Here is a 23750-nt window from a genome sequence, read left to right on the forward strand (position 1 = left end):
AATGTGGAATAACGATCGTGCATAGGATGTGTCTTCCGAATGGAACAACATATTGGCGAGTTAATCGCGCATTATGGCTATTTTGGAATTGTTATAGCTTTGGCTGGTGGGATTGTCGGATTACCGATACCAGACGAGTTTTTATTGACCTTTGTTGGTTATAATGTTTCAAAAGGAGTTATGTCAGGAACTGCTGCTTTTTTAAGTGGGATGGCTGGTGCGATGTTAGGGATCACGTTAAGCTACATATTAGGTTTAAAACTTGGGCTCCCTGTTTTAAAGAAATATGGGCCGAAAATTAGAATTAAAGAACATCACATTGAAAAAACACATATTTTATTTGAAAAATATGGGCCATTTCTTTTAATGATTGGTTATTTTATACCGGGAGTACGTCATTTAACAGCATATTTTGCTGGGGTATCAAATTTGACACTTTGGCGTTTTTGTTTGTACGCTTACGGTGGTGCGCTCATTTGGATAAGTGTTTTTATTGGGCTTGGCTGGAAGTTAGGCGAGAAGTGGCGCTTCGTTGAGTATAGTTTACATCATTATGGAATATGGATTTTATTAATTTCAGCAGTTGTTACATGTGTTGTATGGTTTTATATAAAGAAAAAGAAAAACCGCTAATAGCGGTTTTTTTAGCTGAAAGCAATAAATAATACACCAGCTGTAATAAAGACTACACCAACGCCGGTCATAAAGTTTAACTTTTCACCGAGTATAATCATAGCGAGAATGATAGAAAATACGACGCTTAATTTATCGACAGGAGCTACTTGTGAAACCTTTCCTGTTTTGAGGGCAAGAAAATAAAATAGCCATGACGAAGCACCTGCAATCCCACTTAATGTGATAAATAGCAGTGCTTTTTTATTTAGCAGTACGTCGCCGATATTTTGAAATTTACCTTGTATGATAATAACGCCTATCATAAATAATGCCATAATAATAGATCGAATTGTTGTTGCAACGTTTGCATCGATTCCGTCTAAACCAAACTTTCCAAAAATCGATACAAGGGCAGCAGCAATTGCTGATAATAGTGCAAATAAGAGCCACGAACTCATAGTAAAATTCCTCCAATCTTACAGTATTATACATGAAAATGATTCTCATGTATAAAGTTGAAGCAATTGAGGTTTATAGGAAGCACGACTTCAACTTAACTTCTTGTTCCACCTGAATTTTAAGGTGGGAGTTTGACTGCCCGCAAATAGTGGGCTAAATAACGAAATAATCCCCACCTTATATTTTTAATAAGGTGGGGATTATTATACTACTCTGCAATTTCCTCATATAAAAAGTACGTTACATTATAAATATGTTCTACTTCATCGTCTGTCATAAACAGTAATTCATCACGCTCAATCCCTTTTTTCTTTTCAATAAACTCAATCATGTTTTTGCGTTCTTCTCTCTTCATCAATTTTATTTCTCCTCTCAATCTGTTTTAATACAGTTTATTTAAGTTACTGCTATTATATAACAGAATCTTTAGAAAGTTCCACCTATTTTATTGTTTTTTTCAAAAGAACTTTTCGACAAAACAAGCCCACCTAAGGGGGGGCTTGTTTTATTTTATAGTCGTAAAAACTCAGGCTCCGTCGTACCGGCACCATCGATGTAATAAATTGTGTCGGGATTGATTTTTATCAATACGTAATTAGGGTCTTCAGGACCGAGTAACCAACGTTTTAAGCTATTATTCCAAAACTTGTTTTTTAATGTCGAGTCTTCCTCGATTGAAGCTAACCCTTCAACTTCAATATAATCTTCATCTAATTTTTTTCCTTCTCGTCCGAGTAATACATGGACATTAGGATTGTTTTCAATATCTGTTATCTTTTTTGATTGTCGATCTGTTGCAACGTACAGTACAAAATCTTCATGGAAAAACATCATAAAGGCGCTATGAGGTTTCTCATTTCGTACTGTAGATAATACACCGGTACGTTGACCTTGAATAATAGTTGCGATTTTTTCTTTTAAGTGCATAATTTTAACCCCTTTTCACAATTTATAATTCTGTCTGTTTAAACAAGATAATTTAAATATCTTTCATACTGTTTTCTTCAATCCGATTTTTTAAACGTAATTGTGATGAAATCGGACAAGTTAGGAGAAGAATAATAATAATATTGTGGAGAAATACATACGATGGAAGGGTGAAAAGCATGTTTAATAAAATATTTCTTATAGTAGCACTTATAGGTGTACCACTATCTGTACTTGGAAAAACACTTCATTGGCCAGAAACAATTATGTTCGCTGTGTATTGTATTACGATTATCGCGTTAGCTGGTTTTATGGGAAGAGCAACAGAGAGTTTAGCAATTGTATCTGGTCCTAGAATAGGCGGATTATTAAATGCTACTTTCGGTAATGCTGTTGAACTTATCATTTCAATTTTTGCACTTCAAGCAGGGTTAATTGAAGTGGTGTTAGCTTCTTTAACGGGTTCTGTACTTGGAAATTTATTATTAGTAGGAGGACTATCCTTCTTTGTAGGTGGACTTAAATATAAAAGGCAAAGCTTTAACGTTTACGATGCAAGGCATAATTCAGCTTTATTAATATTTGCTGTTGTCGTGGCCTTTGTTATTCCAGAGATCTTTTCAATGAAGATGGACGTTGCCAAGACGTATCAATTAAGTATAGGTGTTTCTATTATTATGATTATCATGTACATTGCTGCATTACTATTTAAGTTAGTTACGCACCGTGGTGTATATCAACATAAAAGTGACGAAGTAGCGCATGAAGAAGAGCCAGAGTGGTCGAAAGGGAAGGCACTCCTTATTTTAGCGATAGCAACACTGGCGGTAGCTTATGTATCAGAGGCGCTCGTGCATACTTTTGAAACTGTTGCAAAATCATTTGGTTGGTCAGAATTATTTATAGGGGTTATTATCGTTGCAATTGTTGGAAATGCAGCGGAACATGCATCTGCAATTATTATGGCTTATAAAAATAAAGTAAATATTGCAGTCGAAATTGCAATAGGTTCTACATTACAAATCGCCATGTTTGTTGCTCCTGTACTAGTATTGCTATCTATGTTCTTCGCGCAGAGGATGCCTTTAGTATTTACCATACCAGAACTTGTATCTATGATTACAGCCGTTTTCTTAACGATTGCGATTTCAAATGATGGAGATACAAACTGGTTTGAAGGCGGCACTTTACTAGCGGCGTATGTCATTATGGGAATTGGTTTTTATTTATTATGAAAAATAGGCATAACAATTGTGCTCAGAGAAAACAATAAACAAAGTAGTATATATACCTTTACATAGGAAGGAGCCAGACAGGTGAAACGAGTATACAGCATATGTCTTTCAACTATGGTCTCGTTTATTTTATTATTTCCTAACATGAGTTTTGCAAAGACAACAGTAGGAACAAAAATGCCTTCATCTGTTTTAAATATTTCAAAAGACAATACATTTCCAAATGATGCGCAAGATTTGCCACGTTTACAGCCAAGTAAGTTTGCTCAAGAACTATTGAAAACAGCTAATATTAAAATTGAAAATCCAGACTTAATTCGGATGTTTAATGAAACGACAATTTCAAATGCGCCGCTTGCAGTAGGGTACCGGGCAAAAATTTATTTAGGTCAATGGGCTTTACATTATGAATCAGTAGACACATCGATTAATTGGGAATATAAACAAGTGAATCGAAATGTGTATGATAATCGCGGAGGAGACCGTTTATATCCACTTCGCTATAAGCAAGAAACACAAAAGACGGTTGAAGGCGATTTAACAGCAGATATGAAAGATGCTGCAGATGTGAAAAAAATGATGCTTCTCAAAGCGCTTGAAAAAGTACAATTGCCCCTTTCGTTTAAAACAACTATTGGTTATGGTACTGGACATGAGCGTGTGTATAATATTAGTCCGAGTCAACTCGGATATTTATATGCTTATACACCAGCAGTAAATGAAAAGGGAAAAGTAACATTTGGAGAAGTGTATCTTGTATTAAAGGGAAATCAAAAAAGACTTGTTGTGAAAAATATTACTTCTCAAGGAATTGGAGCGGCGATTCCAATTCATGATTATTTATTTTTTAAATTCATTTCTTCCTCCCACTCGCAATAACATAAAAAAACGTCAGCTTATAAGCTGACGTTTTTTATAATGTAATGTTTGCTGTTTTTGATAAGAAATCTTCTGTCGGATAGTAGCTGTTTTTTACAAGAACATTTGGTCCAAGACATTTTACTGCAGGACAGTGACAGCTTAATGATTTTGCTGTTTTTGAAGCACTCCATTTGTCATATGCTTCTTGTAATGTGTTTGTTTGTATGTTTCCTAGAAGTGGAACATCACCAAAGTCCGTCACAATAATATTTCCATCGAAAATATTTACATTTAAACGAGAACGGCCATCTGGATCATTACGAACAGTGACATTTTTGCTCTCTTGTAATTTTTTAAATGTGGCAATGTCTCGCTCGTCATCGCTACAAGCATAGAAAGGTAACGTTCCAAATAACATCCATACATTTTCATCGCGAATTTCTAGTAAATGCTCAATAGCATCACGAATTTCAGCTTTTGTTAAAATCTCTAGATTACTCGCGAAGTCACTTGGATACATTGGGTGAACTTCATGACGTTTACAGCCCATCTCTTCGACGATTTGACGGTGAATATGTTCAATATGTGGTAGAGTTCTTTTGTTTAACATTGTTTCGGCCGATACAAGTACACCTGCATCTGATAGAGCCTTACTATTTGTAATCATTCTTTCGAATAATTTTGCACGTTGTTCGTAAGTAGGTTTACGCTCCATCATTGCAAATCCGCCTTCAACGAAGTCATCAATTGTTCCCCAGTTATGAGAGATATGCAACACGTCTAAATAAGGAATAATTTGTTCGTAACGTGCTAAATCTATAGTTAAGTTAGAGTTGATTTGAGTGCGAACGCCTCGTTCATGGGCGTATTTTAAGAGTGGTGTTACATAGTTGTCGACGGATTTTTTTGAAAGCATAGGTTCTCCGCCAGTAATACTTAAAGAACGTAAATGAGGAATCTCATCTAATCGTTTTAATAAAAGATCCATCGGAAGCGGATTTGGGTCTTTCGGCTGTAACGTGTAACCAACAGCGCAATGCTCACAGCGCATATTGCATAACGTCGTCGTTGTAAATTCAACATTTGTTAATAGTAGTTTGCCGTACTCTTCAAGGTCCATATACGCTTCCCATGGATCGTAAGAAGGAGTAATCGGCTTCATTTTTTGTGATATCGTCATATGAAATACTCCTTTGACTATTGAAATAACAATTTGTCCATTCTCTATAATAGAAGAATATGTGCTTTTTATAAAGTGAAACTTTTTAGCGTGAAAAGAGAGAGGGCTTACATTATAGTGGATGACTGTGACAAAATTGATGAAATTTCATGCCCATAGCAATCATTTTTGCGGTATAATAAAAGCAACTCGAATTAAAAGGAGAGTGCCTTCATGGGAAAAGCAATTCAAGATAAAGATACACAATTAGTATATTTAAAAGAGCGTTTAAATATGTTCATTGAAGTAATTGATACAATTGAACCTGAAGAAGTAGAATTAGAAGATGTAGATCGTCTTCTTGCAATGTTAGATGAATTAGAATTAAAATGTGAGCAATTTAAAAAAGACGAATAATATATTAAAAAGGCTGCCAATTCCAATTTGGTAGCCTTTTTCTGTGCGGATAATAGAAGGACGATAGAAAAAGAGGTATAATCAAGTTGTGAAAAATTTCATTTATGCTTTAATAGCGTGAAACAAATAAAAAGCTAAAGAGCATAACAATGGAATTTTCAGCTCATAACGTTTTGGTAGCGTTCACAATTGAGGGGGAAGTAACAATGGAAAAGCTTCAAGAAAGCATGTATCAACTAATTGTTGAAACGTCAACGAACTTACCGAAAGATGTTCGTCGTGCGATTCAACAAGCGAAAGAGCGAGAAAATGCAGGGACTCGTTCTGCGATGGCACTTGGCACAATTACAAATAATATTAAAATGGCTGATGATAACATCTCACCGATTTGCCAAGATACAGGGATGCCAACGTTTAAAATTTATACACCAGTTGGTGTGAACCAATTAAAGTTGAAGGAAGCTATCTATAATGCGCTTGAGCGGGCGACAAAAGATGGTAAACTTCGTCCAAATTCTGTTGACTCTCTTTTTGGAGACAATAGTGGAAATAATTTAGGACCAGGTACACCGGTTATTAAGTTTGAACAATGGGAAAAAGATTATATTGATGCACGTTTAATCCTAAAAGGTGGTGGCTGTGAGAATAAAAATATTCAATATAGCTTACCGTGTGAACTAGAAGGACTTGGACGAGCTGGCCGTGATTTAGAAGGAATTCGTAAATGCCTTCTTCATGCAGTATACCAAGCACAAGGTCAAGGATGTAGTGCTGGTGTAATTGGTGTTGGTATCGGGGGAGACCGCACATCAGGTTATGAATTAGCAAAAAATCAATTATTCCGTACATTAGATGACGTCAATCCAGTACCAGAGTTACAACAACTTGAAGAGTACGTATTAGAAAATGCGAATAAGCTTGGCATTGGTACAATGGGATTTGGTGGAGAAACAACTTTACTGGGCTGTAAAATTGGCGTGTATAACCGCCTGCCGGCTAGCTTCTACGTATCTGTGGCGTATAATTGCTGGGCATATCGCCGCCTAGGTGTAACAATCCATCCTGAAACAGGTGAAATTATGGATTGGTTATATCAAGAAGGTGAAGATACACTTCAGCATGAAGCACAAGAAAAAACAGAGCAACGTGAGATTGTATTACAAGCACCAATTACAGAAGAGCAAATTCGTAGACTTCGCGTTGGTGATGTTGTAATAATTAATGGCATGATGTATACAGGTCGTGACGCAATCCATAAGCATTTAATGGATAATGATTGTCCAGTAGATTTAAATGGACAAATTATTTACCACTGTGGTCCAGTTGTTGTGAAAGATGACAATGACAATTGGCAAATTAAAGCGGCAGGTCCAACGACAAGTATTCGTGAAGAACCGTACCAAGGCGATATTATGAAGAAATTTGGTATTCGCGCTGTTATTGGAAAAGGCGGTATGGGTGCGAAAACATTAGCGGCTTTAGAAGAACACGGCGGCGTGTACTTAAACGCAATTGGCGGTGCGGCGCAATATTATGCTGAATGTATTAAAGAAGTGAAAGATGTTGATTTCTTACAATTTGGTATTCCAGAAGCAATGTGGCATTTACGCATTGAAGGTTTTAAAGCAGTTGTAACGATGGACTCTCATGGTAATAGTTTACATGCAGATGTTGATAAAACATCACTTGAAAAATTAGCGAGCTTTAAAGAGCCGGTATTTAAATAAACAAAAATGCATCTCGAATCTTTCGAGATGCATTTTTTGGTATATATAGAAAAACATGCACAGCATGAAAGTAAGTAAGTAAACAGAAACTACAGGTACGATTATATATGGAAAGGAGACTATTTATGAAATATAAATGGTTATATATCGGTCTCATTTTTTCAATTATGATGGCACTTGTTCCAGTTTCGGCATTGGCTTATACAAATACTCCACATAACTGGGGAATCCCGCGTCCTAAAAATGAAACAGTACCAGATGCAGGAAAGTTATATACGGATTTACTGCAAAAAAATGGCGGGTTTTATTTAGGAGATACGAAGAAAAAAGATATTTATTTAACATTTGATAATGGATATGAGAATGGATACACAGGGAAAATCTTAGATGTATTAAAAGAGAAAAAAGTACCAGCAACTTTCTTTGTAACGGGGCATTACATTAAAACACAAAAAGATTTATTGTTAAGAATGAAGGATGAAGGACACATTATTGGAAATCATTCTTGGAGTCATCCTGATTTTACAGCGGTAAATGATGAGAAGCTTCGTGAAGAATTAACGAGTGTAACGGAAGAAATTAAAAAAGTAACTGGGCAAAAAGAAGTGAAATATGTACGTCCTCCGCGCGGCGTATTTAGTGAAAGAACGTTAGCTCTTACGAAAGAAATGGGCTACTATAATGTATTTTGGTCACTTGCATTTTTGGATTGGAAAGTGGATCAGCAAAGAGGATGGCAATATGCGCATAATAATGTTATGACGATGATTCACCCAGGATCTATTTTATTACTTCATGCAATATCAAAAGATAATGCAGAAGCACTTGCGAAAATCATTGATGATTTGCGCGAGAAAGGGTATCATTTTAAAAGTCTAGATGACTTAGTAAAAAGCAATCAACCGTAAGCATGTATGCTTACGGTTTTCTCATGCTATAATGATGTGTAAAAAGGATGGGGAAACGTATGTGGAGCGAACATGTTACGTTAGAGTATCCGTATCATTTTGAAGAAGTATTAAAACGTTTATCTTTTGATCCTCTTAACGTCATTCAATTAGATGAGAAAGTCATTTATATCCCGCTTTGTATAGACGAGGAACAGGTTATTGTTCGCTTACAAGGGATTGGTACTGTTCAAAATCCACAGTTTTGGATTTCTAGTCAGACAGGAAATCCGGAGAAAGTCATGAAACGAATGAGAGCCATTTTTCATTGGAATGAACCGTTTCAAGATATACAAAATCATTTTTTAAACACATCATTACGTCCACTATTTGAAACATATGCTTATACTCCAATTATTTTAGAATTTGATTATTTTGCTTGTCTTCTTCGCTGTATCATTCACCAACAAATAAATTTGAAATTTGCTACTGTGTTAACAGAACAATTTGTGAAACGGTATGGAATAGAGAAGAACGGTGTATTCTTTTTCCCCACTCCGGAAATAGTAGCAAATATTTCAATAGAAGAATTGAGAGAGCAGAAGTTTAGTCAGCGAAAGGCTGAATATATAGTAGGATTAGGTCGAAGTATTGTCAGTGGTACATTAAATTTAGCGAGTATAGAAAATGGGACGGAAGAAGAAGTTTCAGCACAATTGTTGCCAATTAGGGGAATTGGTGCATGGACAGTGCAAAACTTTTTAATGTTTGGGCTTGGACGGAAAAATATGTTCCCGAAAGCGGACATTGGGATTCAGCGTGCAGTGCAAGGTATATTTCAATTAGATGATAAACCTGATGATGCATTTTTAGAAAAAGTGAAACAAGAGTGTGAACCATACTGCAGTTATGCAGCGTTATATTTATGGAAAAGTATAGAGTAGAGGTGTAATAATGATACAAAAGCAACATGAGAGTAAGTTGGAAGTTGGTCAAACGTTTCCTGTGACAATTAAACGTCTTGGGATTAACGGAGAAGGCGTTGGTTATTTTAAGAGACAAGTTGTTTTCATTCCAGGGGCATTACCAGGAGAAGAAGTTGTTGCAGAAACAACGAAAATTCAGCGTGGCTTCGCTGAAGCGAAAGTGAAAAAAGTTCGTAAAGCTTCACCGCATCGTGTGAAAGCACCGTGTCCAGTATATGAGGAGTGTGGCGGTTGTCAGCTGCAACATTTAGATTATAAAGAACAATTGAATCAAAAGCGTGATATCGTTGTACAAGCATTTGAGAAGTACATGAAAAACAGTATGGAAGAGAAAATTCGTCCAACGCTTGGCATGGAAAATCCATGGCATTACCGTAATAAGAGTCAATTACAAGTGGGGCGTAAAGACGAAAAGGTTATTACAGGGCTATATAAACAAAACTCACATCAGTTAATTGATATTGCTCACTGTATGATTCAACATAAAGCAACGAATGAAGCGACAAAAGTTGTAAGACGTATTTTAGAAAAATTAAATGTTTCTATTTACAATGAGAAAAAACAAAAAGGTTTAGTACGCACAATTGTAACACGTACTGCAGTTCAAACAGGGGAAGTACAAGTTACACTTATTACAACAAAAGAAGAATTACCAAATAAAGAACAATTTGTTGCAGAAGTACAAAAACAGATGCCAGCGGTTAAATCAATTATGCAAAATGTAAACTGGCGTAAAACATCTGTTATTTTTGGAGACAAAACATTTAAATTAGCTGGAAAAGAAGTAATTCAAGAAACACTTGGCGATTTATCATTTGAATTATCAGCACGTGCATTCTTCCAGTTGAATCCAGAACAAACAATTGTTTTATATGATGAAGCGAAAAAAGCAGCTGCGTTAACAGGCGATGAGAAAATTGTAGATGCGTATTGTGGTGTTGGTACAATCGGACTTTGGCTTGCAAATGATGCAGCGGAAGTACGTGGTATGGATGTAATTCCAGAAGCGATTGCAGATGCAAGAAAAAATGCGAAGCGTCACGGATTTACAAATACGAAATATGAAGCAGGTAAAGCTGAACAATGGTTACCGAAATGGGTAAAAGAAGGATGGCGTCCAGATGTAATTGTTGTCGATCCACCACGTACAGGTTGCGATGATAAATTACTGGAAACAATTTTAAAAGTGAAGCCGAAACAAGTTGTGTATGTGTCTTGTAATCCTTCTTCATTAGCACGTGATGTACAAGCATTAATGAAGAGCTATGAAGTGGAGTATGTGCAACCAGTTGATATGTTCCCGCATACAGCTCACGTAGAAAATGTAGTGAAGCTTGTTAGAAAGTAAAGTTTATTAATATTCCCTCATGGTCTGAGGGAATATTTTCTATGAAGGAGAATATTATGCATAATTATAAATTAACGATTCAGTACGATGGTGCACGTTTTAAAGGATGGCAACGTCTCGGTAATAACGATAATACGATTCAAGGAAAAATCGAAAGTGTCATATCTGAAATGATCGGAAAAGAAATTGAAATTATCGGTTGTAGTAGAACAGACGCTGGTGTACATGCTTTGAATCAAGTTGCTAACTTTCAAAGTGATGAGAAGTTAGTGGAACATAAAGTGAAAAAATATTTAAATCAATATTTACCTAATGATATTAGCATTACGAATGTGGAAGAAGTACATGATCGTTTCCATGCTCGTTACAATTCTAAAGCAAAAACATATCTGTATAAAATTTGGAATGAAGAGCATACAAATCCATTTATGCGTAAATACAGCATGCATGTGAATAAAAAATTAAATTTGGAAAGCATGAAAGCAGCTGCGAAACATTTAGTTGGTTCACATGATTTTACTGCTTTTTCAAATGCGAAATCAAAGAAAAAATCTATGGTTCGAGAAGTATATACACTTGATGTGATGGAAGAGGCAGGGTTTGTACAAATTAGAGTAAGTGGTAACGGCTTCCTTCATAACATGGTAAGAAAAATTGTTGGAGCATTAATTGAAGTTGGATTAGGACAATTAGATGCTGAAGCAATTCCACAAATTCTAGAGGCGAAACAACGTAATCAAATTAATTGTCTTGCTGAGGCGAGTGGTTTGTATTTGGAGAATGTTGAGTTTTAATGGCAAATAAAAAAATCGGGCTAAGTAGCTCGATTTTTTTAGTATTACGAAGATTTCTCTTTTTTTATACGTATCTTCAAATTCCAAAAAGCAGCAAGCATAATAGCTGCAAAGGAGCCGCTAATTGTTCCAAATAGTTTTGCATAAGGAGAGCTGCTTACATCGGCATTAATGAATAACATCATACAGAGCATGGCAGGGAAAAAGTATAAGTATTGTAATAACTTTAATTTTTTATCATTACTCATATATATAGCCCCTTTCTAGCATGTTATATGTTTATTATAACATATTTTACCAAGTTGTTTTTACACTTGGAGACATGTTCATTTCATATGTGTAAATGCAGTTTTTTAATTCGATATTGTAAGTTTTGCCTACTTAATCCTAAAAATTTTGCAGCTTGTGAGATGTTGCCATGATTCTCTTTAAGAATTTGGTTAATGTAGTTCTTTTCCATTTTTTCTATTGTGTGTTTTAAAGTTTTTGGTGCATCAGTATTGTGATTAGTTAGTGCATGTTGCATATTGAATTCTGTTTTTATTCGTTCACGGAAGCGAGTAGGCATATGAAACGCTGTAATGATGGTTTCATCTTCTATTAAGTTCATGGAACCTTCAATTATATGTTCCAACTCCCGTACGTTCCCAGGCCAATCGTATGCATAGAAAAATTCTCTTACATTTACATCTACATCGGTTACGTTTAGCCCGAATTGAGTATTATATTTTTCAATAAAGTGCTGAACAAGAGCTAGAATATCCTCTTTTCTTTCACGTAAAGGCGGAAGACATAAAGTAACGACGCTTAATCGGTAATATAAGTCTTCTCTTAATCGATTATGTGCGATGGCTTCGAAAGGATCTTCATTGATAGTTGCTATAATACGAACATCAATTTCTTTTTCGTGTGTGCCTCCGATTCTTCGTATTGTTTTTTCTTGTATAGCTCGTAGTAACTTCGCTTGAAGTGCTGGACTTAATGAGTTGATTTCATCTAATAACAAAGTTCCTCCGTTCGCTTCTTCAAATAAACCAGCTTTATCGATAGCTCCTGTAAATGCACCTCGGTTTGTACCGAATAATAAGCTTTCCATGAGTGTATCAGGTATAGCGGCACAGTTCTGTGAAATAAAGGGTTTTGTTGAACGCTGACTTTCATTATGGATGCTTTGTGCAAATAGTTCTTTCCCAGTGCCTGTTTCTCCTACTAGAAGTATGGAGGAAGATGTACGAATTACTCTTTTTCCTTCAGTAATGATTGATTGAATAGCTTCAGAATCACCAATTATGTGATCAAAGGTAAATTTAGTACTTTGTTTTCGAGAAGGGCCCATTCTTATTGTTTGCTTTAAGTTACTAATTTCTTTTGATATTTCAATAGCGCCTTTAATTTTTCCATTTTCTATTATAGGGAAAGTATCGTTAATCGTTGTAATTTCTTGTCCTTTATTGTTAAAATACGTTTGTTTTATATTTTTGTTTGTTTTTCCTAATTTTAATGCCTCTATAAGAGTACTATTTTTATTTTCTTCAAATGCAAATATTTCTAAAGGACTTTTATATAATACATCTGAGCGTTCCATTGATTCAATTTCCATCATTTTGCGGTTATAGATAATCGTTTTACTTTCCTCATTAATAATATGAATCCCGATATCGAGTTCATTGAGTAAAGTTTCATATAGCATGTTCATTTCAATGATCTGTTTAAAATTAATGTCTTCTGTACGCATAGATTATCTTCTCCTCATTTCACCCTATGAAGACTGACTTTTTATAATTTTATTAAAATTCTTATAAAACCGCAAAATTTTTTTGCTATTTTCCTTTTAAAACTTTTCAAATGATAGAAAAATTTTGCGGTTGTGCACGCTTTTTTGTGTAAAACTCTCATTTAATATATGAATTAGAGACTTGGTACGCATTTTGCATAAATAATATTTGAAATCTCTAGAGGGGAGAATATGAATTTTTACAGGATATACAACGTTTCGGTGTCAATTAATAAGAGGGAGGGGTTTATAAAGTGAAGACAGTTATAGAAGGTGTGTATAGTCCTTGTTATGGAAAAGTAGAGAAGTTATTTGTTACGGAAAGTTCTTACGTATACGAGTGGGAGAAATTAGCGTTAATTGAAACAATAGATAAACAGAAAGTAGAAATTAAGATAGGAATCAGTGGTTATATTGAATCATTAGAAGTAGTAGAAGGACAAGCTATTGCTGATCAAAAGTTATTAATAACAGTAAGGGATGACCTTTTAGTAACAGGCAGTGATTAATGTAAGTGATATGTATTTTTGCTATTTTAAATCATTATTTTTACGGTGAAGAATTTTAAAAACGCTTACATTAAATGGATTGGCAAAGTGAAAAGGGGGGATTTATATGATGGATCAAAACCAAGGATTAAAAAGAGAATTGAAAAGCAGGCACATATTTATGATTGCACTCGGTGGAGTTATTGGTACAGGACTTTTTTTAGGATCAGGTTATACGATTCATGAAGCTGGACCTGGAGGAGCAATTGTAGCGTATCTTGTCGGTGGATTTGTAATGTATTTAACGATGCTCTGTCTTGGAGAGTTAGCGGTTGCGATGCCTGACGCAGGATCTTATCAAACGTATGCGACAAAGCATATTTCTCCTGCAGCAGGTTATGTAGTGGGATGGATGTCGTGGTTAAACTGGTCTGCTACGATAGGTATTGAATTAATTGCAGTTAGTATTTTGATGAAACGTTGGTTTCCTGATGTACCGTCATGGATTTGGTGTGTAGTGTTCGCGGTACTGCTCTTTGCTATTAATGCGTTATCTTCAAGAAGTTTTGCGGAAGTGGAATTTTGGTTTGCAAGTATTAAAGTAATTACAATTATTGCATTTATTATTTTGGGCGGGGCAGCAATGTTTGGGTTTCTAGATATGAAAGGGAATGAACCAGCGCCAATGTTCTCTAGCTTTACTGATTATGGTGGATTGTTTCCAAATGGATTATCAGCCATTTTAATTACAATGATTGCAGTTAATTTTTCTTTCCAAGGAACAGAATTAGTTGGTATTGCAGCAGGTGAGAGTGAAAATCCAGAGAAAACGATCCCGAAGGCAATTAACAATACAGTTTGGCGTATACTTGTTTTCTTTGTACTATCTATTTTTATTCTTGCTGGACTATTCCCTTGGCAGCAAGCAGGAGTAATAGAAAGTCCATTCGTAGTTGTATTTGATAAAATTGGTATTCCTTATGCAGCAGATATTATAAATTTCGTTATTATTACAGCAGTACTATCCGTTGCGAATTCAGGATTATATGCAACTTCGCGTATGCTATGGTCTATGTCTAATCAAGGAATGATTAGTCCAATTTTTGGAAAGTTATCTAAAAACGGTGTTCCTATTTATGCATTAATCGTAAGCACAATTGTAGGGTGTCTCTCACTACTATCAGGTATTTATGCGGAAGATACAGTTTATTTATGGCTGCTTTCTATCGCTGGATTCGGAGCGATACTAGTTTGGGCATCTATTGCTTTATCAAATTTATTAGCTAGAAGGTCATACATGAAGCGGGGCGGGGATGTTAAGGACTTGAAATTTAAAACACCATTGTATCCATTTGTACCACTTCTTGCGTTAGTATTAAATTTAACAGTAATCGTTGGCATGGCCTTTATTCCAGAACAAAGAATGGCATTGTATTGTGGTATTCCATTTATGATTGTTTGCTTACTGTTTTATCGTGCTACAAGAAATAAGGGAAGTAATGTAGAGCATATTGAAAAGACAAATACAACGGAAGTAGAGAGTTTATAATAGTGATTAATTAGGAGACTGTAAAATTGTAAACAGTCTCTTTTTTTGTGAAAATAAAGCTGGAAACATACTATGTATGCAAAGGGGAATTAGCGATGAATCCAGAAGTTTCGCAGTTGTTAAAACAAATAGATTCAAGGAAAGAGGAATTACTAGAACTTACAAAAACTTTAATTCGTTTTGAAACACCAGCACCGCCAGCGAGAAATACAAATGAAGCACAAGAATTTGTTGCAGAGTTTTTAAGAAAACGAAATTTTAGTATTGATAAATGGGATGTATATCCGAATGATCCGAATGTTGTTGGGGTAAAAAAAGGGATAAAAAGTGACTCATATAAAAGTCTTATTATTAATGGACATATGGATGTAGCCGAAGTGTCAGCAGATGAGGCGTGGGAAACAAATCCATTTGATCCATTTATAAAAGATGGCTGGTTAGTTGGACGTGGCGCAGCAGATATGAAAGGTGGGCTGGCTGGAGCGCTATTTGCCATTCAACTTTTACAAGAAGCTGGTATTGAATTACCTGGAGATTTAACTTTTCAATCGGTAATTGGAGAAGAAGTTGGAGAAGCAGGTACACTTCAATGCTGCAAAAGGGGTTACGATGCTGATTTTGCAGTAGTAGTGGATACGAGCGATTTACATATGCAAGGACAAGGCGGTGTCATTACTGGATGGATTACAGTGAAAAGTCCACAAACGTTTCATGATGCAACGCGCAGACAAATGATCCATGCTGGAGGACGTTTATTTGGAGCGAGTGCGATTGAAAAAATGATGAAAATTGTACAAAGCTTACAAGAATTAGAGCGCCACTGGGCAGTTATGAAAACATATGAAGGCTATCCATCTGGAACAACAACAATTAATCCAGCTGTTATTGAGGGAGGAAGGCATGCGGCGTTTATTGCGGATGAGTGCCGATTGTGGATAACAGTGCACTTCTATCCGAATGAAACACATGAACAAATAATAAACGAAATTGAAGAGTATATTGGAAAGGTGGCAGCTGCCGATCCATGGTTAAGTGAAAATCCGCCACAATTTAAGTGGGGCGGAGAATCAATGATTGTAGATCGTGGGGAAATTTTCCCTTCATTAGAAGTAGATAGTGAACATAAAGCTGTAAAAAAACTTAGCTCAGTACACGAGTCTATTCTATCAAAAAATGCAATTTTAGATATGTCTGCAACGGTAACTGATGGTGGTTGGTTTAGTGAGTTTCACATTCCAGCGATTATATATGGACCAGGTACATTAGAAGAAGCACATTCTGTAAATGAGAAAGTTGAAATTGAACAGTTAATTGAATTTACAAAAGTGATAATAACATTTATATATGAATGGTGCCACACGAAAAAATAGATTTGTATAGTAAAATCGTACGAGTATGTATACTTGTACGATTTTTTAGTGAACTATTTCAGAGTTGAATATAAACAACTGAAATAGTTCTTTATTTTGCTATGTCTTTCGTTTCATTTCAAGTAATTTCTCTTTTGCTAATTCAACGGCAATCGCATCATCTAAATAGCCAATTGGAAAGAGATAGTCGGGAATAATATCTGTCGATAAAATGAAATAAAGTAATGCGCTCCCAAGAACTGCACGTTCTTCTTTTGAAATGGTTTCATTACAAAATTGTTGATACATATCTGTTAATTGTTCAATAAAAGGACCAGCACTATCAATTTGCTCTAATTTGCTTGCAAAACTGTCATGAATACGTTTTTCGCCTTCTGTTGTCTGGGCATAGCGTTCGTAATTTTCGAGTTCTTGTTTTACGCGAGTTGTAGTGTAATCGAAATCGAATAAGTTAGAGGATTGTAAAGTTTGTTGAATGGTATCAAGAGATGTGTACATATCCGTTTTTTCTTTATTAATGTGAGGAGAATCAGGGTACATTTCATCAAATAACAATTGGGGTGGAACTTGAAGACATTCTGCAAATTTTTGTAGATGTTTTTGTTTTGGTGGTTGTTTGCCATTAATAATTCTTGAGACTGTTGCAGGATCAATATTTGTAAGTATTCCTAGTTGGCGCATAGATAAGGCGCGTTCTTTTAAAAGTTTTTTTATTAATTTACCAAGCCGATCATTCGGGTTTTCATTAGCCATAGTGCAGGCACTCCTTTTTTAGTGTTGAAAAAATGTTGAGCATTTATTACAAGTATATGAAACAGACAGGCACAGTTGCTCAACATTTTCATAATATGCATTGAAAAGTGAGAAAAAGGGGTGACTATTTATGAGTACGGCAGGCTTATTTTCAATTCTTTTAATCGGGATCGCTTCTAATTTAGATAATGCAGGTGTTGGAATTGCGTATGGCATTCGTAAAATTCGTATTTCGTGGTTTAACAATTTTATCATCGCATTCTTCGGGTTTTTATTTACTTTACTAGCTGGATTTTTTGGGAACTGGATTGCGTTATTTATTTCAGAGTTTACAGCAAACCTGATTGGAGCAATCGTTTTAGGGATAATCGGGGTGTTTATTTTATGTCAGCCTTTCTTGAGTCAAAAAAATACTGTAGATTCTAAAGGTGATAATGTACTTATGGGAATTTTACGTGATCCAGAAAAAGCAGATTTTGATGGCTCTAAAACAATTAGTTTTTCTGAAGCACTTGTTTTAGGAGTTGCATTATCTATTAATAATATTGCAGGTGGGTTTGATGCTGGGGTAACAAATTTAAATCTTTGGCTTACAGCGACTATTTCTGGGGTGTTTAGTTTTATTTGCATAAGTGGTTTTGCATATGTAGGGAAACGATATTTAGCAGCATACTTAGGGAAATGGGCGACGGTTATTGCAGGAGTGTTATTAATACTTATTGGGATTGATCAGTTGTTGTGAAAATAGAAAAGCAATGTTCGAGCATTTCCTCGGAAATACTTGAATAAATTGCATATATCGACATCGGATATTTACTTCTTAATAAATAAAAAGCACCTACATACTACATAGGTGCTTTTTAGCGTATGTCTTCAATTAATTGCTCTGATTCTTCATGCATACTGTATTCACTTAACACTTGGATGCAAAGCCATTTTAATTCCTCGATAGTATGCTCAAGTTCTTCAGGAAGCACATGATGAATGTCTTCAAGTCCCATCCCGAAATGAATAAGTTCAAGTACTTGATCATCGATGTTCCGATCCATTAATAATTCAAGTACTTCTAAATTGAATATGTATCGGTGAGCTTCGTCGAGTGAAACAACTTTTAACTTCAAGCTTTCTACAATACTCAATATAAAAAGAAGGATTGTTTTTTCAAGAACAGGTTGTTTTCCCATTTGAAATATTAGTTTCATCTTTCACACCTCCACATATAGCGCTAGGTTGTACTATATTATTCAGGAGGGGGGAACAAATATGCATGATATAGAGAAACTTTCAGCACTGTTTTTGTAAGAGGATTGATAACTGACAAAAGTGAGGTTTTGGTGAAATAAAAAATCCTGCTAGTATAGCAGGATAACTCGCGATTAAAAAATACTCCAGCCTTCTTGAGCAGAAAGAAGTTCAAGAATTTTAAAACCAGCAATACTATTTCCGTTTGCATCTAAAGCTGGTCCGAAAATGCCGATTCCCATATCGCCTTTTACGCAGCCGAAAATACCACCCGCTACACCACTTTTTGCAGGGATACCAACGCGTATTGCAAATTCACCAGATTCGTTATACATACCACATGTGACCATAAATGTTTTGCAAATTTTTGTAATATGTTTAGGGATGATTTGTTTCTTTTTATATGGATCATATCCATCCATTGCAAAAATTAAGCCGATACGTGCTAAATCAATGCAGTTTACTTCAACTGCGCATTGACGAGTATATAAATCCATAAGTTCTTCAATATCACAATCGATAATACCGTTTTGTTTCATATAATAGCAAAGCGAACGATTTAGATAAGCTGTCTCTAATTCTGAATCGGCAACTTTAGAGGAATAATTAATAGTAGGGTTATCTGTTATTTCACGTACAAAATGAAGAATACGTTCCATTTTTTCCTCGTTATCTTTTCCTGCTAACATGCTTGTAATAGCTAATGCTCCTGCATTTATCATTGGATTAAGGGGTTTGGATGGACTTGTCGTTTCTAACTTAATAATAGAATTAAATGGGTCACCCGTTGGTTCCATTCCAACTTTAGAAAATACATATTCTTCACCACGGTCTAAAAGGGCAAGGGCAAGTGTAATTACTTTGGAAATACTTTGAAGAGTAAATAGTGTTTGTGAGTTGCCTGCATGGATATATTCTGTTTCTTTATGGAAAATGGCAATCCCTAAATCGTCTGGATTTGCATTTCCTAGTTCGGGGATATAAGTAGCAAGTTTTCCTTTTTTCGTATATGGTTTTACTTGTTCTAACAACTGTTGTAAGTTGTTTGTTTCAATGCACTGCATAGTACCAACGCTCCTATTTCGAATTAACTAAGTTTACTTTTCCCGATATGCTCGGAAATAAATAATAACATGAAAAAGTGGAATGATAAAACGAAAGTTATATGTTCTATAGTAGGTCGTTCTTTCAAGTCCTTTGTATTAAAAAAGGAGAATTTCCCTTTTATATAACAGTTTGGAAATAGGAGATTTATCCATAAAAAATTCGAAAATAAAAACTACACATCTATACAACTATATGTTATTATGGTTATGTAAATAGAAAGCGTTTTCTAAGGCGTACTTATAATGATAACGATTTCATAAATTTGATAGGGGGAATTAAAATGTTGCAGTTTTTACAACGTATTGGTAAAGCGTTAATGCTTCCAATCGCCGTACTACCAGCAGCAGGATTATTGCTTCGTTTAGGGCAACCAGATGTATTTGATATTCCTGTTATGGCACAGGCCGGTGCAGCAGTTTTTGATAATTTAGCACTCATTTTTGCAATTGGTATTGCAATCGGTCTTTCAGTTGATGGTAGTGGTGCAGCAGGTCTTGCAGGTGCAATTGGTTATCTAGTTATGAAAAACAGTATTGATGCACTTAGTAAGGGATATTCTACTGTAGAATTACAAGATAAATTAGGCAAAGTCCAAGATTTAATAGGTAATAGCGCTAATGTTGATCCATCTAAGCTTGCAGATACAATGACACAAGTATCTAAGGCAGCCGAATTATCGACTAAAGTGGATATGAAAGTTTTAGGTGGTATTATTGTTGGTGTTATAGCGGGACTTCTTTATAATAAATTCCATAAGATTAAACTTCCAGAATGGTTAGGGTTCTTTGCTGGAAAACGTTTCGTCCCAATTGTTACATCGGTTGTGATGTTAATATTAGGAATTCTATTCGCACAAATTTGGCCAGCAATTCAAAATGCTATCGATGCATTAGCTCATGGAATTGTTAATTTAGGGGCAGTTGGTTCAGGTCTATTTGGTTTATTAAACCGTCTATTAATTCCAATCGGTTTACATCATGTAATGAACACATACTTCTGGTTCGTACTTGGTGACTTTACAAATGCAGCAGGTAATGTTGTAAACGGTGATATTGCTCGCTTCCTTGCCGGAGATAAAACAGCGGGTATGTTTATGACTGGTTTCTTCCCAGTTATGATGTTCGGTTTACCAGCAGCATGTTTCGCAATGATTGCGGCTGCTAAACCAGAAAAACGTAAAATGGTTACAGGTATGTTAGGTGGTCTAGCATTAACTTCATTCTTAACTGGTATTACAGAACCAATTGAATTCTCATTCATGTTCTTATCACCAGTATTATATGGTATTCATGCTGTATTAACAGGTCTGTCTCTATTCATTACAACAACACTTGGCATTCACGATGGTTTCACATTTAGTGCCGGTGCAATCGATTACTTCTTAAACTTTGGTATTGCAACAAAACCAGTATTACTTGCGGGAGTCGGTTTAATTTACGCAGTAATTTATTTCGTTGTATTCTACTTCTTAATTAAGAAGTTCGATTTAAAAACTCCTGGTCGTGAAGACGAAGAGGAAGTAGCTGAAGGTGAAGAAGCTCCAGTTGCAGGTTCAATTGGTGAAACTTACGTAGCAGCTTTAGGTGGAAAAGAAAACTTAACAGTTATTGATAACTGTGCAACACGTCTACGCTTACAAGTAAAAGATGCTGGTCAAGTAAATGAAGCAGCATTAAAACGTGCTGGTGCAAAAGGTGTTATGAAATTAAGTAATACAAGTGTACAAGTTATCGTAGGTACAAATGTTGAATCTGTTGCCGATGATATGAAAAAACACGTATAAATAATGAGATAAGAGGATGTCCAAAAAGATTGATAACATCAATTTTTTACAGGATATCCTCTTTTTTTGTTAACAATTTAACGGGAATCTTACTTTTGTAAATTTTCTTTTTCTTTTTTGTACATATGGGTTGGTAATATGTGTAGTGCGTGATAAAGTAGGGATGATATAGAATGGATTATCCATAATCTACTAAAATAAATCTTTAGTAGAGGAATTAAATTATTGGTGAGTAAGGGGAAAAAAGCAATTATGGATCAGGAAAAAAATAATGCGAATGGGAAAGCAAATCGGCCGATTGTATACATAAAAAGGACAATCATTTTCGTCTTACTATTATCACTTGTATATTTCATGTATACAAAAATTGTTGCGCATAATAAGAAAGAAGAAACTTTAAAAGCGGCAGCAGAAATGAAGAAACAAGAAGAGCTAAAAAAGAAAGAAGAAAAAAAGAAACAAGAAGTACAAAAGCAAAAACAAAAAGAGCAGGAAGAACAAGTGAAGCAAGCGCAAGCTGCGGAACAGCCTGTTGAAGGACCACCTCAAGAAATTAATGAAAACGCTCAATTGGACCAGTATTTACAAAACGCAGGATTTAGCGGGACAGCTGTTATTGTGAAGAACGGAAAAGTTCTTCTGAATAAAGGGTACGGTATGGCAAATAAAGAGCAGCAAGTACCGAATAATTCAGAGACGACTTTTTATATTGGTTCTATTTCAAAGGCGTTTGTAGCAACTGCTATTATGCAATTGAAAGATCAAAATAAATTACAAGTTGAAGATACTGTTGCGAAGTATATTCCAGATTTTCCACAAGGTAATAGTATTCAGCTAAAACATCTATTAACACATACATCAGGGATTCCAGAATATGAGCAAGGAAAAGAAGATATTTCCCATGAAGAACTGATAAAGCGGATAGGAAATCAAAAGCGTATTGGTGGTCCAGGAGAGAAGTGGAAGTATTCCGATTCGAACTACTCTATACTTGCATACATTGCCGAGAAGGTAAGTGGACAGTCGCTTGAAGAATATATTAAACAACATATTTTTGCTACTGCCGGTATGAAACATTCTGGTTTTGGCACAGCGTTAGAACAAACAAGATTCCCATCAACGGGTTATAAAATAGTAAATAATAATATGACAACACCTAATATTCCGAGCATGTCACAACTATATGGTTGTGGTGATATATATACGAGTGCACATGATTTATATTTATTTAACGAAGCGTTATACTCTGGAAAGTTAATTTCAAAAGCGAGTTATGATCAAATGTTTACAGCCGTGAAAAAAGATTACGGATTTGGCTGGTACGTAGACCCAGGAAGCTATTCGAATCACGGTGTAATGCCAGGTTGGAATTGTTTAAATGGATTTAGTAAAAATGGTAGTGTGTATGTTGTTTTATTATCTAACATTCAAAACAACATTAAATCATTTGGTAAAGTGAATAATGACATTTATACGATGTTGCGAAATATTGAAGTGTAAGAAACTATCCTTTTGGATAGTTTTTTTTTGCCCTGAAACAAATATTTCTTTTAGAAAATGTATGCCTTACCTATCACAAAAATATCTATTTTGTATACATTAAGATGTATGGATGTAAAATTTTATAATCTAAAAATAATAGGAGGAGAAGTGTATGTGTCTGTTCAGAAAATATTGGCATAAATTATCAAGATTGTTTAATAGACAATTAAGCTATTTTTTAGATGATAAATTATTGCCTGCTGTGGAACGACTTTTATTTTCGCAAAACTTTGCAAGGTTTATTCAAAGAAACTCTAAGCAAGCTACGGAAGAATTTATAAAATCAAGCCAATTTCAATCTATTATTTGCAACATTTTAAAAGAATGCAATACATCACCTTTTAAAGAAATTGCAAAGCAGTATTTAGGTAAAAATGTTGAAATTACGGTGACAGTTGGACAATTAACAGGCGTTATTGTAGCAGTCGGTGATGATTTCTTAACATTGCAAGAAGGTATAGGAACTGAAGTTTTATTACCATTTACAAGTATTATATCAATTAAAGAAGTGTAAGAAAGGAGAGCTATATATGTTATTTACTGATGAATTACGTAACCATGTTGGTGAATTAGTGCAAGTTGTGACAGCTGTAGAAATTGTTACAGGCATTCTTTTATCTGTGACAGATGGGGCGGTAAGTGTTCGTACTTCTCCTTCTTATGGACCACCGGAAGATGTAATTGTGCGTACTCCTATTATTGCTTATGTTCGCTTGGAAGGGTAAGC

At 35.2% G+C, this 23750-nt stretch carries 26 protein-coding genes and 1 pseudogene; 18 read left to right on the forward strand and 9 right to left on the reverse strand.

Annotated elements, in window-relative coordinates:
* Nucleotides 1–39: 39 nt before the first annotated feature.
* A complete protein-coding gene (locus DN400_RS27470) occupies nucleotides 40–633 on the forward strand; it encodes a DedA family protein (RefSeq protein WP_000434876.1) in 594 nt (197 codons plus the stop codon).
* Between the two features lie 11 nt (nucleotides 634–644).
* Here the strand turns inward: DN400_RS27470 and DN400_RS27475 are convergent, their stop codons facing one another.
* From DN400_RS27475 to DN400_RS27485, 3 genes are all read right to left on the reverse strand, one after another.
* The gene (locus tag DN400_RS27475) at nucleotides 645–1073 is read right to left on the reverse strand and encodes an EamA family transporter (RefSeq protein WP_000100295.1); all 429 of its coding nucleotides are present in this window, start codon (nucleotides 1071–1073) and stop codon (nucleotides 645–647) included.
* A 209-nt stretch (nucleotides 1074–1282) separates the two neighbouring features.
* Complete coding sequence (locus DN400_RS27480; protein ID WP_000817786.1) at nucleotides 1283–1429, reverse strand: BH0509 family protein; 147 nt, start codon at nucleotides 1427–1429, stop codon at nucleotides 1283–1285.
* Between the two features lie 155 nt (nucleotides 1430–1584).
* On the reverse strand, nucleotides 1585–2001 hold the full coding sequence (locus DN400_RS27485) for a pyridoxamine 5'-phosphate oxidase family protein (RefSeq protein ID WP_000550219.1): 417 nt from the start codon (nucleotides 1999–2001) through the stop codon (nucleotides 1585–1587).
* Nucleotides 2002–2180: 179 nt separating this feature from the next.
* Here DN400_RS27485 and cax point away from each other — a divergent pair, with 179 nt between their 5' ends.
* Both cax and DN400_RS27495 read left to right on the forward strand, forming a co-directional pair.
* Nucleotides 2181–3236 carry a calcium/proton exchanger gene (gene cax, locus DN400_RS27490; protein ID WP_142951746.1) on the forward strand — a complete coding sequence of 352 codons (1056 nt, stop codon included), beginning with the start codon at nucleotides 2181–2183 and terminating at the stop codon, nucleotides 3234–3236.
* An 81-nt stretch (nucleotides 3237–3317) separates the two neighbouring features.
* Complete coding sequence (locus tag DN400_RS27495) at nucleotides 3318–4115, forward strand: YfkD famly protein (RefSeq protein ID WP_002098868.1); 798 nt, start codon at nucleotides 3318–3320, stop codon at nucleotides 4113–4115.
* A 34-nt stretch (nucleotides 4116–4149) separates the two neighbouring features.
* On the opposite strand, the gene yfkAB is transcribed toward DN400_RS27495, so the two are convergent.
* The gene (gene yfkAB / locus DN400_RS27500) at nucleotides 4150–5277 is read right to left on the reverse strand and encodes a radical SAM/CxCxxxxC motif protein YfkAB (protein ID WP_000156022.1); all 1128 of its coding nucleotides are present in this window, start codon (nucleotides 5275–5277) and stop codon (nucleotides 4150–4152) included.
* Nucleotides 5278–5490: 213 nt separating this feature from the next.
* Between yfkAB and DN400_RS27505 the strand changes: the two genes are divergently transcribed.
* The 6 genes from DN400_RS27505 (at nucleotide 5491) to truA (ending at nucleotide 11415) form a co-directional block, all read left to right on the forward strand.
* Nucleotides 5491–5673 (forward strand): SE1561 family protein, encoded by a 183-nt coding sequence (locus DN400_RS27505; RefSeq protein WP_000513558.1) that lies wholly within the window; start codon nucleotides 5491–5493, stop codon nucleotides 5671–5673.
* 206 nt (nucleotides 5674–5879) lie between these two features.
* Complete coding sequence (fumA, locus tag DN400_RS27510; protein WP_179953511.1) at nucleotides 5880–7400, forward strand: class I fumarate hydratase; 1521 nt, start codon at nucleotides 5880–5882, stop codon at nucleotides 7398–7400.
* A gap of 125 nt (nucleotides 7401–7525) precedes the next feature.
* Entirely contained in the window at nucleotides 7526–8308 is a 783-nt protein-coding gene (pdaA, locus tag DN400_RS27515; RefSeq protein ID WP_000875957.1) for a delta-lactam-biosynthetic de-N-acetylase, read from the forward strand.
* A gap of 59 nt (nucleotides 8309–8367) precedes the next feature.
* Nucleotides 8368–9231 carry a DNA-3-methyladenine glycosylase family protein gene (locus tag DN400_RS27520; RefSeq protein WP_000269415.1) on the forward strand — a complete coding sequence of 288 codons (864 nt, stop codon included), beginning with the start codon at nucleotides 8368–8370 and terminating at the stop codon, nucleotides 9229–9231.
* A 10-nt stretch (nucleotides 9232–9241) separates the two neighbouring features.
* Nucleotides 9242–10621 carry a 23S rRNA (uracil(1939)-C(5))-methyltransferase RlmD gene (gene rlmD, locus DN400_RS27525; RefSeq protein ID WP_000615211.1) on the forward strand — a complete coding sequence of 460 codons (1380 nt, stop codon included), beginning with the start codon at nucleotides 9242–9244 and terminating at the stop codon, nucleotides 10619–10621.
* Between the two features lie 56 nt (nucleotides 10622–10677).
* Nucleotides 10678–11415, forward strand: a complete 738-nt coding sequence (truA, locus tag DN400_RS27530; RefSeq protein ID WP_097913248.1) for a tRNA pseudouridine(38-40) synthase TruA — start codon at nucleotides 10678–10680, stop codon at nucleotides 11413–11415.
* 44 nt (nucleotides 11416–11459) lie between these two features.
* Here the strand turns inward: truA and DN400_RS27535 are convergent, their stop codons facing one another.
* Nucleotides 11460–11663: a hypothetical protein gene (locus tag DN400_RS27535; RefSeq protein WP_000063858.1), complete on the reverse strand. Its 204-nt coding sequence runs from the start codon at nucleotides 11661–11663 to the stop codon at nucleotides 11460–11462.
* 83 nt (nucleotides 11664–11746) lie between these two features.
* Nucleotides 11747–13150: a sigma-54 interaction domain-containing protein gene (locus DN400_RS27540; protein WP_001258420.1), complete on the reverse strand. Its 1404-nt coding sequence runs from the start codon at nucleotides 13148–13150 to the stop codon at nucleotides 11747–11749.
* A gap of 293 nt (nucleotides 13151–13443) precedes the next feature.
* Here DN400_RS27540 and DN400_RS27545 point away from each other — a divergent pair, with 293 nt between their 5' ends.
* From DN400_RS27545 to DN400_RS27555, 3 genes are all read left to right on the forward strand, one after another.
* Nucleotides 13444–13698, forward strand: a complete 255-nt coding sequence (locus DN400_RS27545) for a biotin/lipoyl attachment domain-containing protein (RefSeq protein ID WP_000859489.1) — start codon at nucleotides 13444–13446, stop codon at nucleotides 13696–13698.
* Nucleotides 13699–13804: 106 nt separating this feature from the next.
* On the forward strand, nucleotides 13805–15226 hold the full coding sequence (locus DN400_RS27550; RefSeq protein ID WP_000969253.1) for an amino acid permease: 1422 nt from the start codon (nucleotides 13805–13807) through the stop codon (nucleotides 15224–15226).
* A gap of 95 nt (nucleotides 15227–15321) precedes the next feature.
* The gene (locus tag DN400_RS27555; RefSeq protein ID WP_001067762.1) at nucleotides 15322–16596 is read left to right on the forward strand and encodes an acetylornithine deacetylase; all 1275 of its coding nucleotides are present in this window, start codon (nucleotides 15322–15324) and stop codon (nucleotides 16594–16596) included.
* A gap of 99 nt (nucleotides 16597–16695) precedes the next feature.
* On the opposite strand, the gene DN400_RS27560 is transcribed toward DN400_RS27555, so the two are convergent.
* A complete protein-coding gene (locus DN400_RS27560; protein WP_001262773.1) occupies nucleotides 16696–17349 on the reverse strand; it encodes a DUF1232 domain-containing protein in 654 nt (217 codons plus the stop codon).
* Between the two features lie 130 nt (nucleotides 17350–17479).
* On the opposite strand from DN400_RS27560, the gene ytaF reads away from it, so the two are divergent.
* Entirely contained in the window at nucleotides 17480–18091 is a 612-nt protein-coding gene (gene ytaF, locus DN400_RS27565; protein WP_097913250.1) for a sporulation membrane protein YtaF, read from the forward strand.
* A gap of 118 nt (nucleotides 18092–18209) precedes the next feature.
* Here ytaF and DN400_RS27570 read toward each other — a convergent pair whose 3' ends face one another.
* Both DN400_RS27570 and glsA read right to left on the reverse strand, forming a co-directional pair.
* Nucleotides 18210–18551 (reverse strand): DUF3969 family protein, encoded by a 342-nt coding sequence (locus DN400_RS27570; protein WP_000766603.1) that lies wholly within the window; start codon nucleotides 18549–18551, stop codon nucleotides 18210–18212.
* Nucleotides 18552–18725: 174 nt separating this feature from the next.
* Nucleotides 18726–19655 (reverse strand): glutaminase A, encoded by a 930-nt coding sequence (glsA, locus tag DN400_RS27575; protein WP_001149850.1) that lies wholly within the window; start codon nucleotides 19653–19655, stop codon nucleotides 18726–18728.
* Between the two features lie 69 nt (nucleotides 19656–19724).
* Here glsA and DN400_RS30210 point away from each other — a divergent pair.
* The 5 genes and pseudogenes from DN400_RS30210 (at nucleotide 19725) to DN400_RS27600 (ending at nucleotide 23748) form a co-directional block, all read left to right on the forward strand.
* Nucleotides 19725–19837 (forward strand): annotated as a pseudogene (locus tag DN400_RS30210) (transcriptional regulator).
* A gap of 141 nt (nucleotides 19838–19978) precedes the next feature.
* Nucleotides 19979–21481, forward strand: a complete 1503-nt coding sequence (nagE, locus tag DN400_RS27585; protein WP_000938908.1) for an N-acetylglucosamine-specific PTS transporter subunit IIBC — start codon at nucleotides 19979–19981, stop codon at nucleotides 21479–21481.
* 252 nt (nucleotides 21482–21733) lie between these two features.
* Entirely contained in the window at nucleotides 21734–22981 is a 1248-nt protein-coding gene (locus DN400_RS27590) for a serine hydrolase domain-containing protein (RefSeq protein WP_000371817.1), read from the forward strand.
* A 154-nt stretch (nucleotides 22982–23135) separates the two neighbouring features.
* Nucleotides 23136–23537, forward strand: coding sequence for an LSm family protein (locus tag DN400_RS27595; RefSeq protein ID WP_000335542.1), 402 nt, complete (start codon nucleotides 23136–23138; stop codon nucleotides 23535–23537).
* Between the two features lie 16 nt (nucleotides 23538–23553).
* Nucleotides 23554–23748 (forward strand): LSm family protein, encoded by a 195-nt coding sequence (locus DN400_RS27600; protein ID WP_000899476.1) that lies wholly within the window; start codon nucleotides 23554–23556, stop codon nucleotides 23746–23748.
* Nucleotides 23749–23750 lie beyond the last annotated feature (2 nt).

It is taken from the genome of Bacillus sp. AR8-1 (assembly GCF_008042345.1).
Lineage (GTDB): Bacteria > Bacillota > Bacilli > Bacillales > Bacillaceae_G > Bacillus_A > Bacillus_A cereus.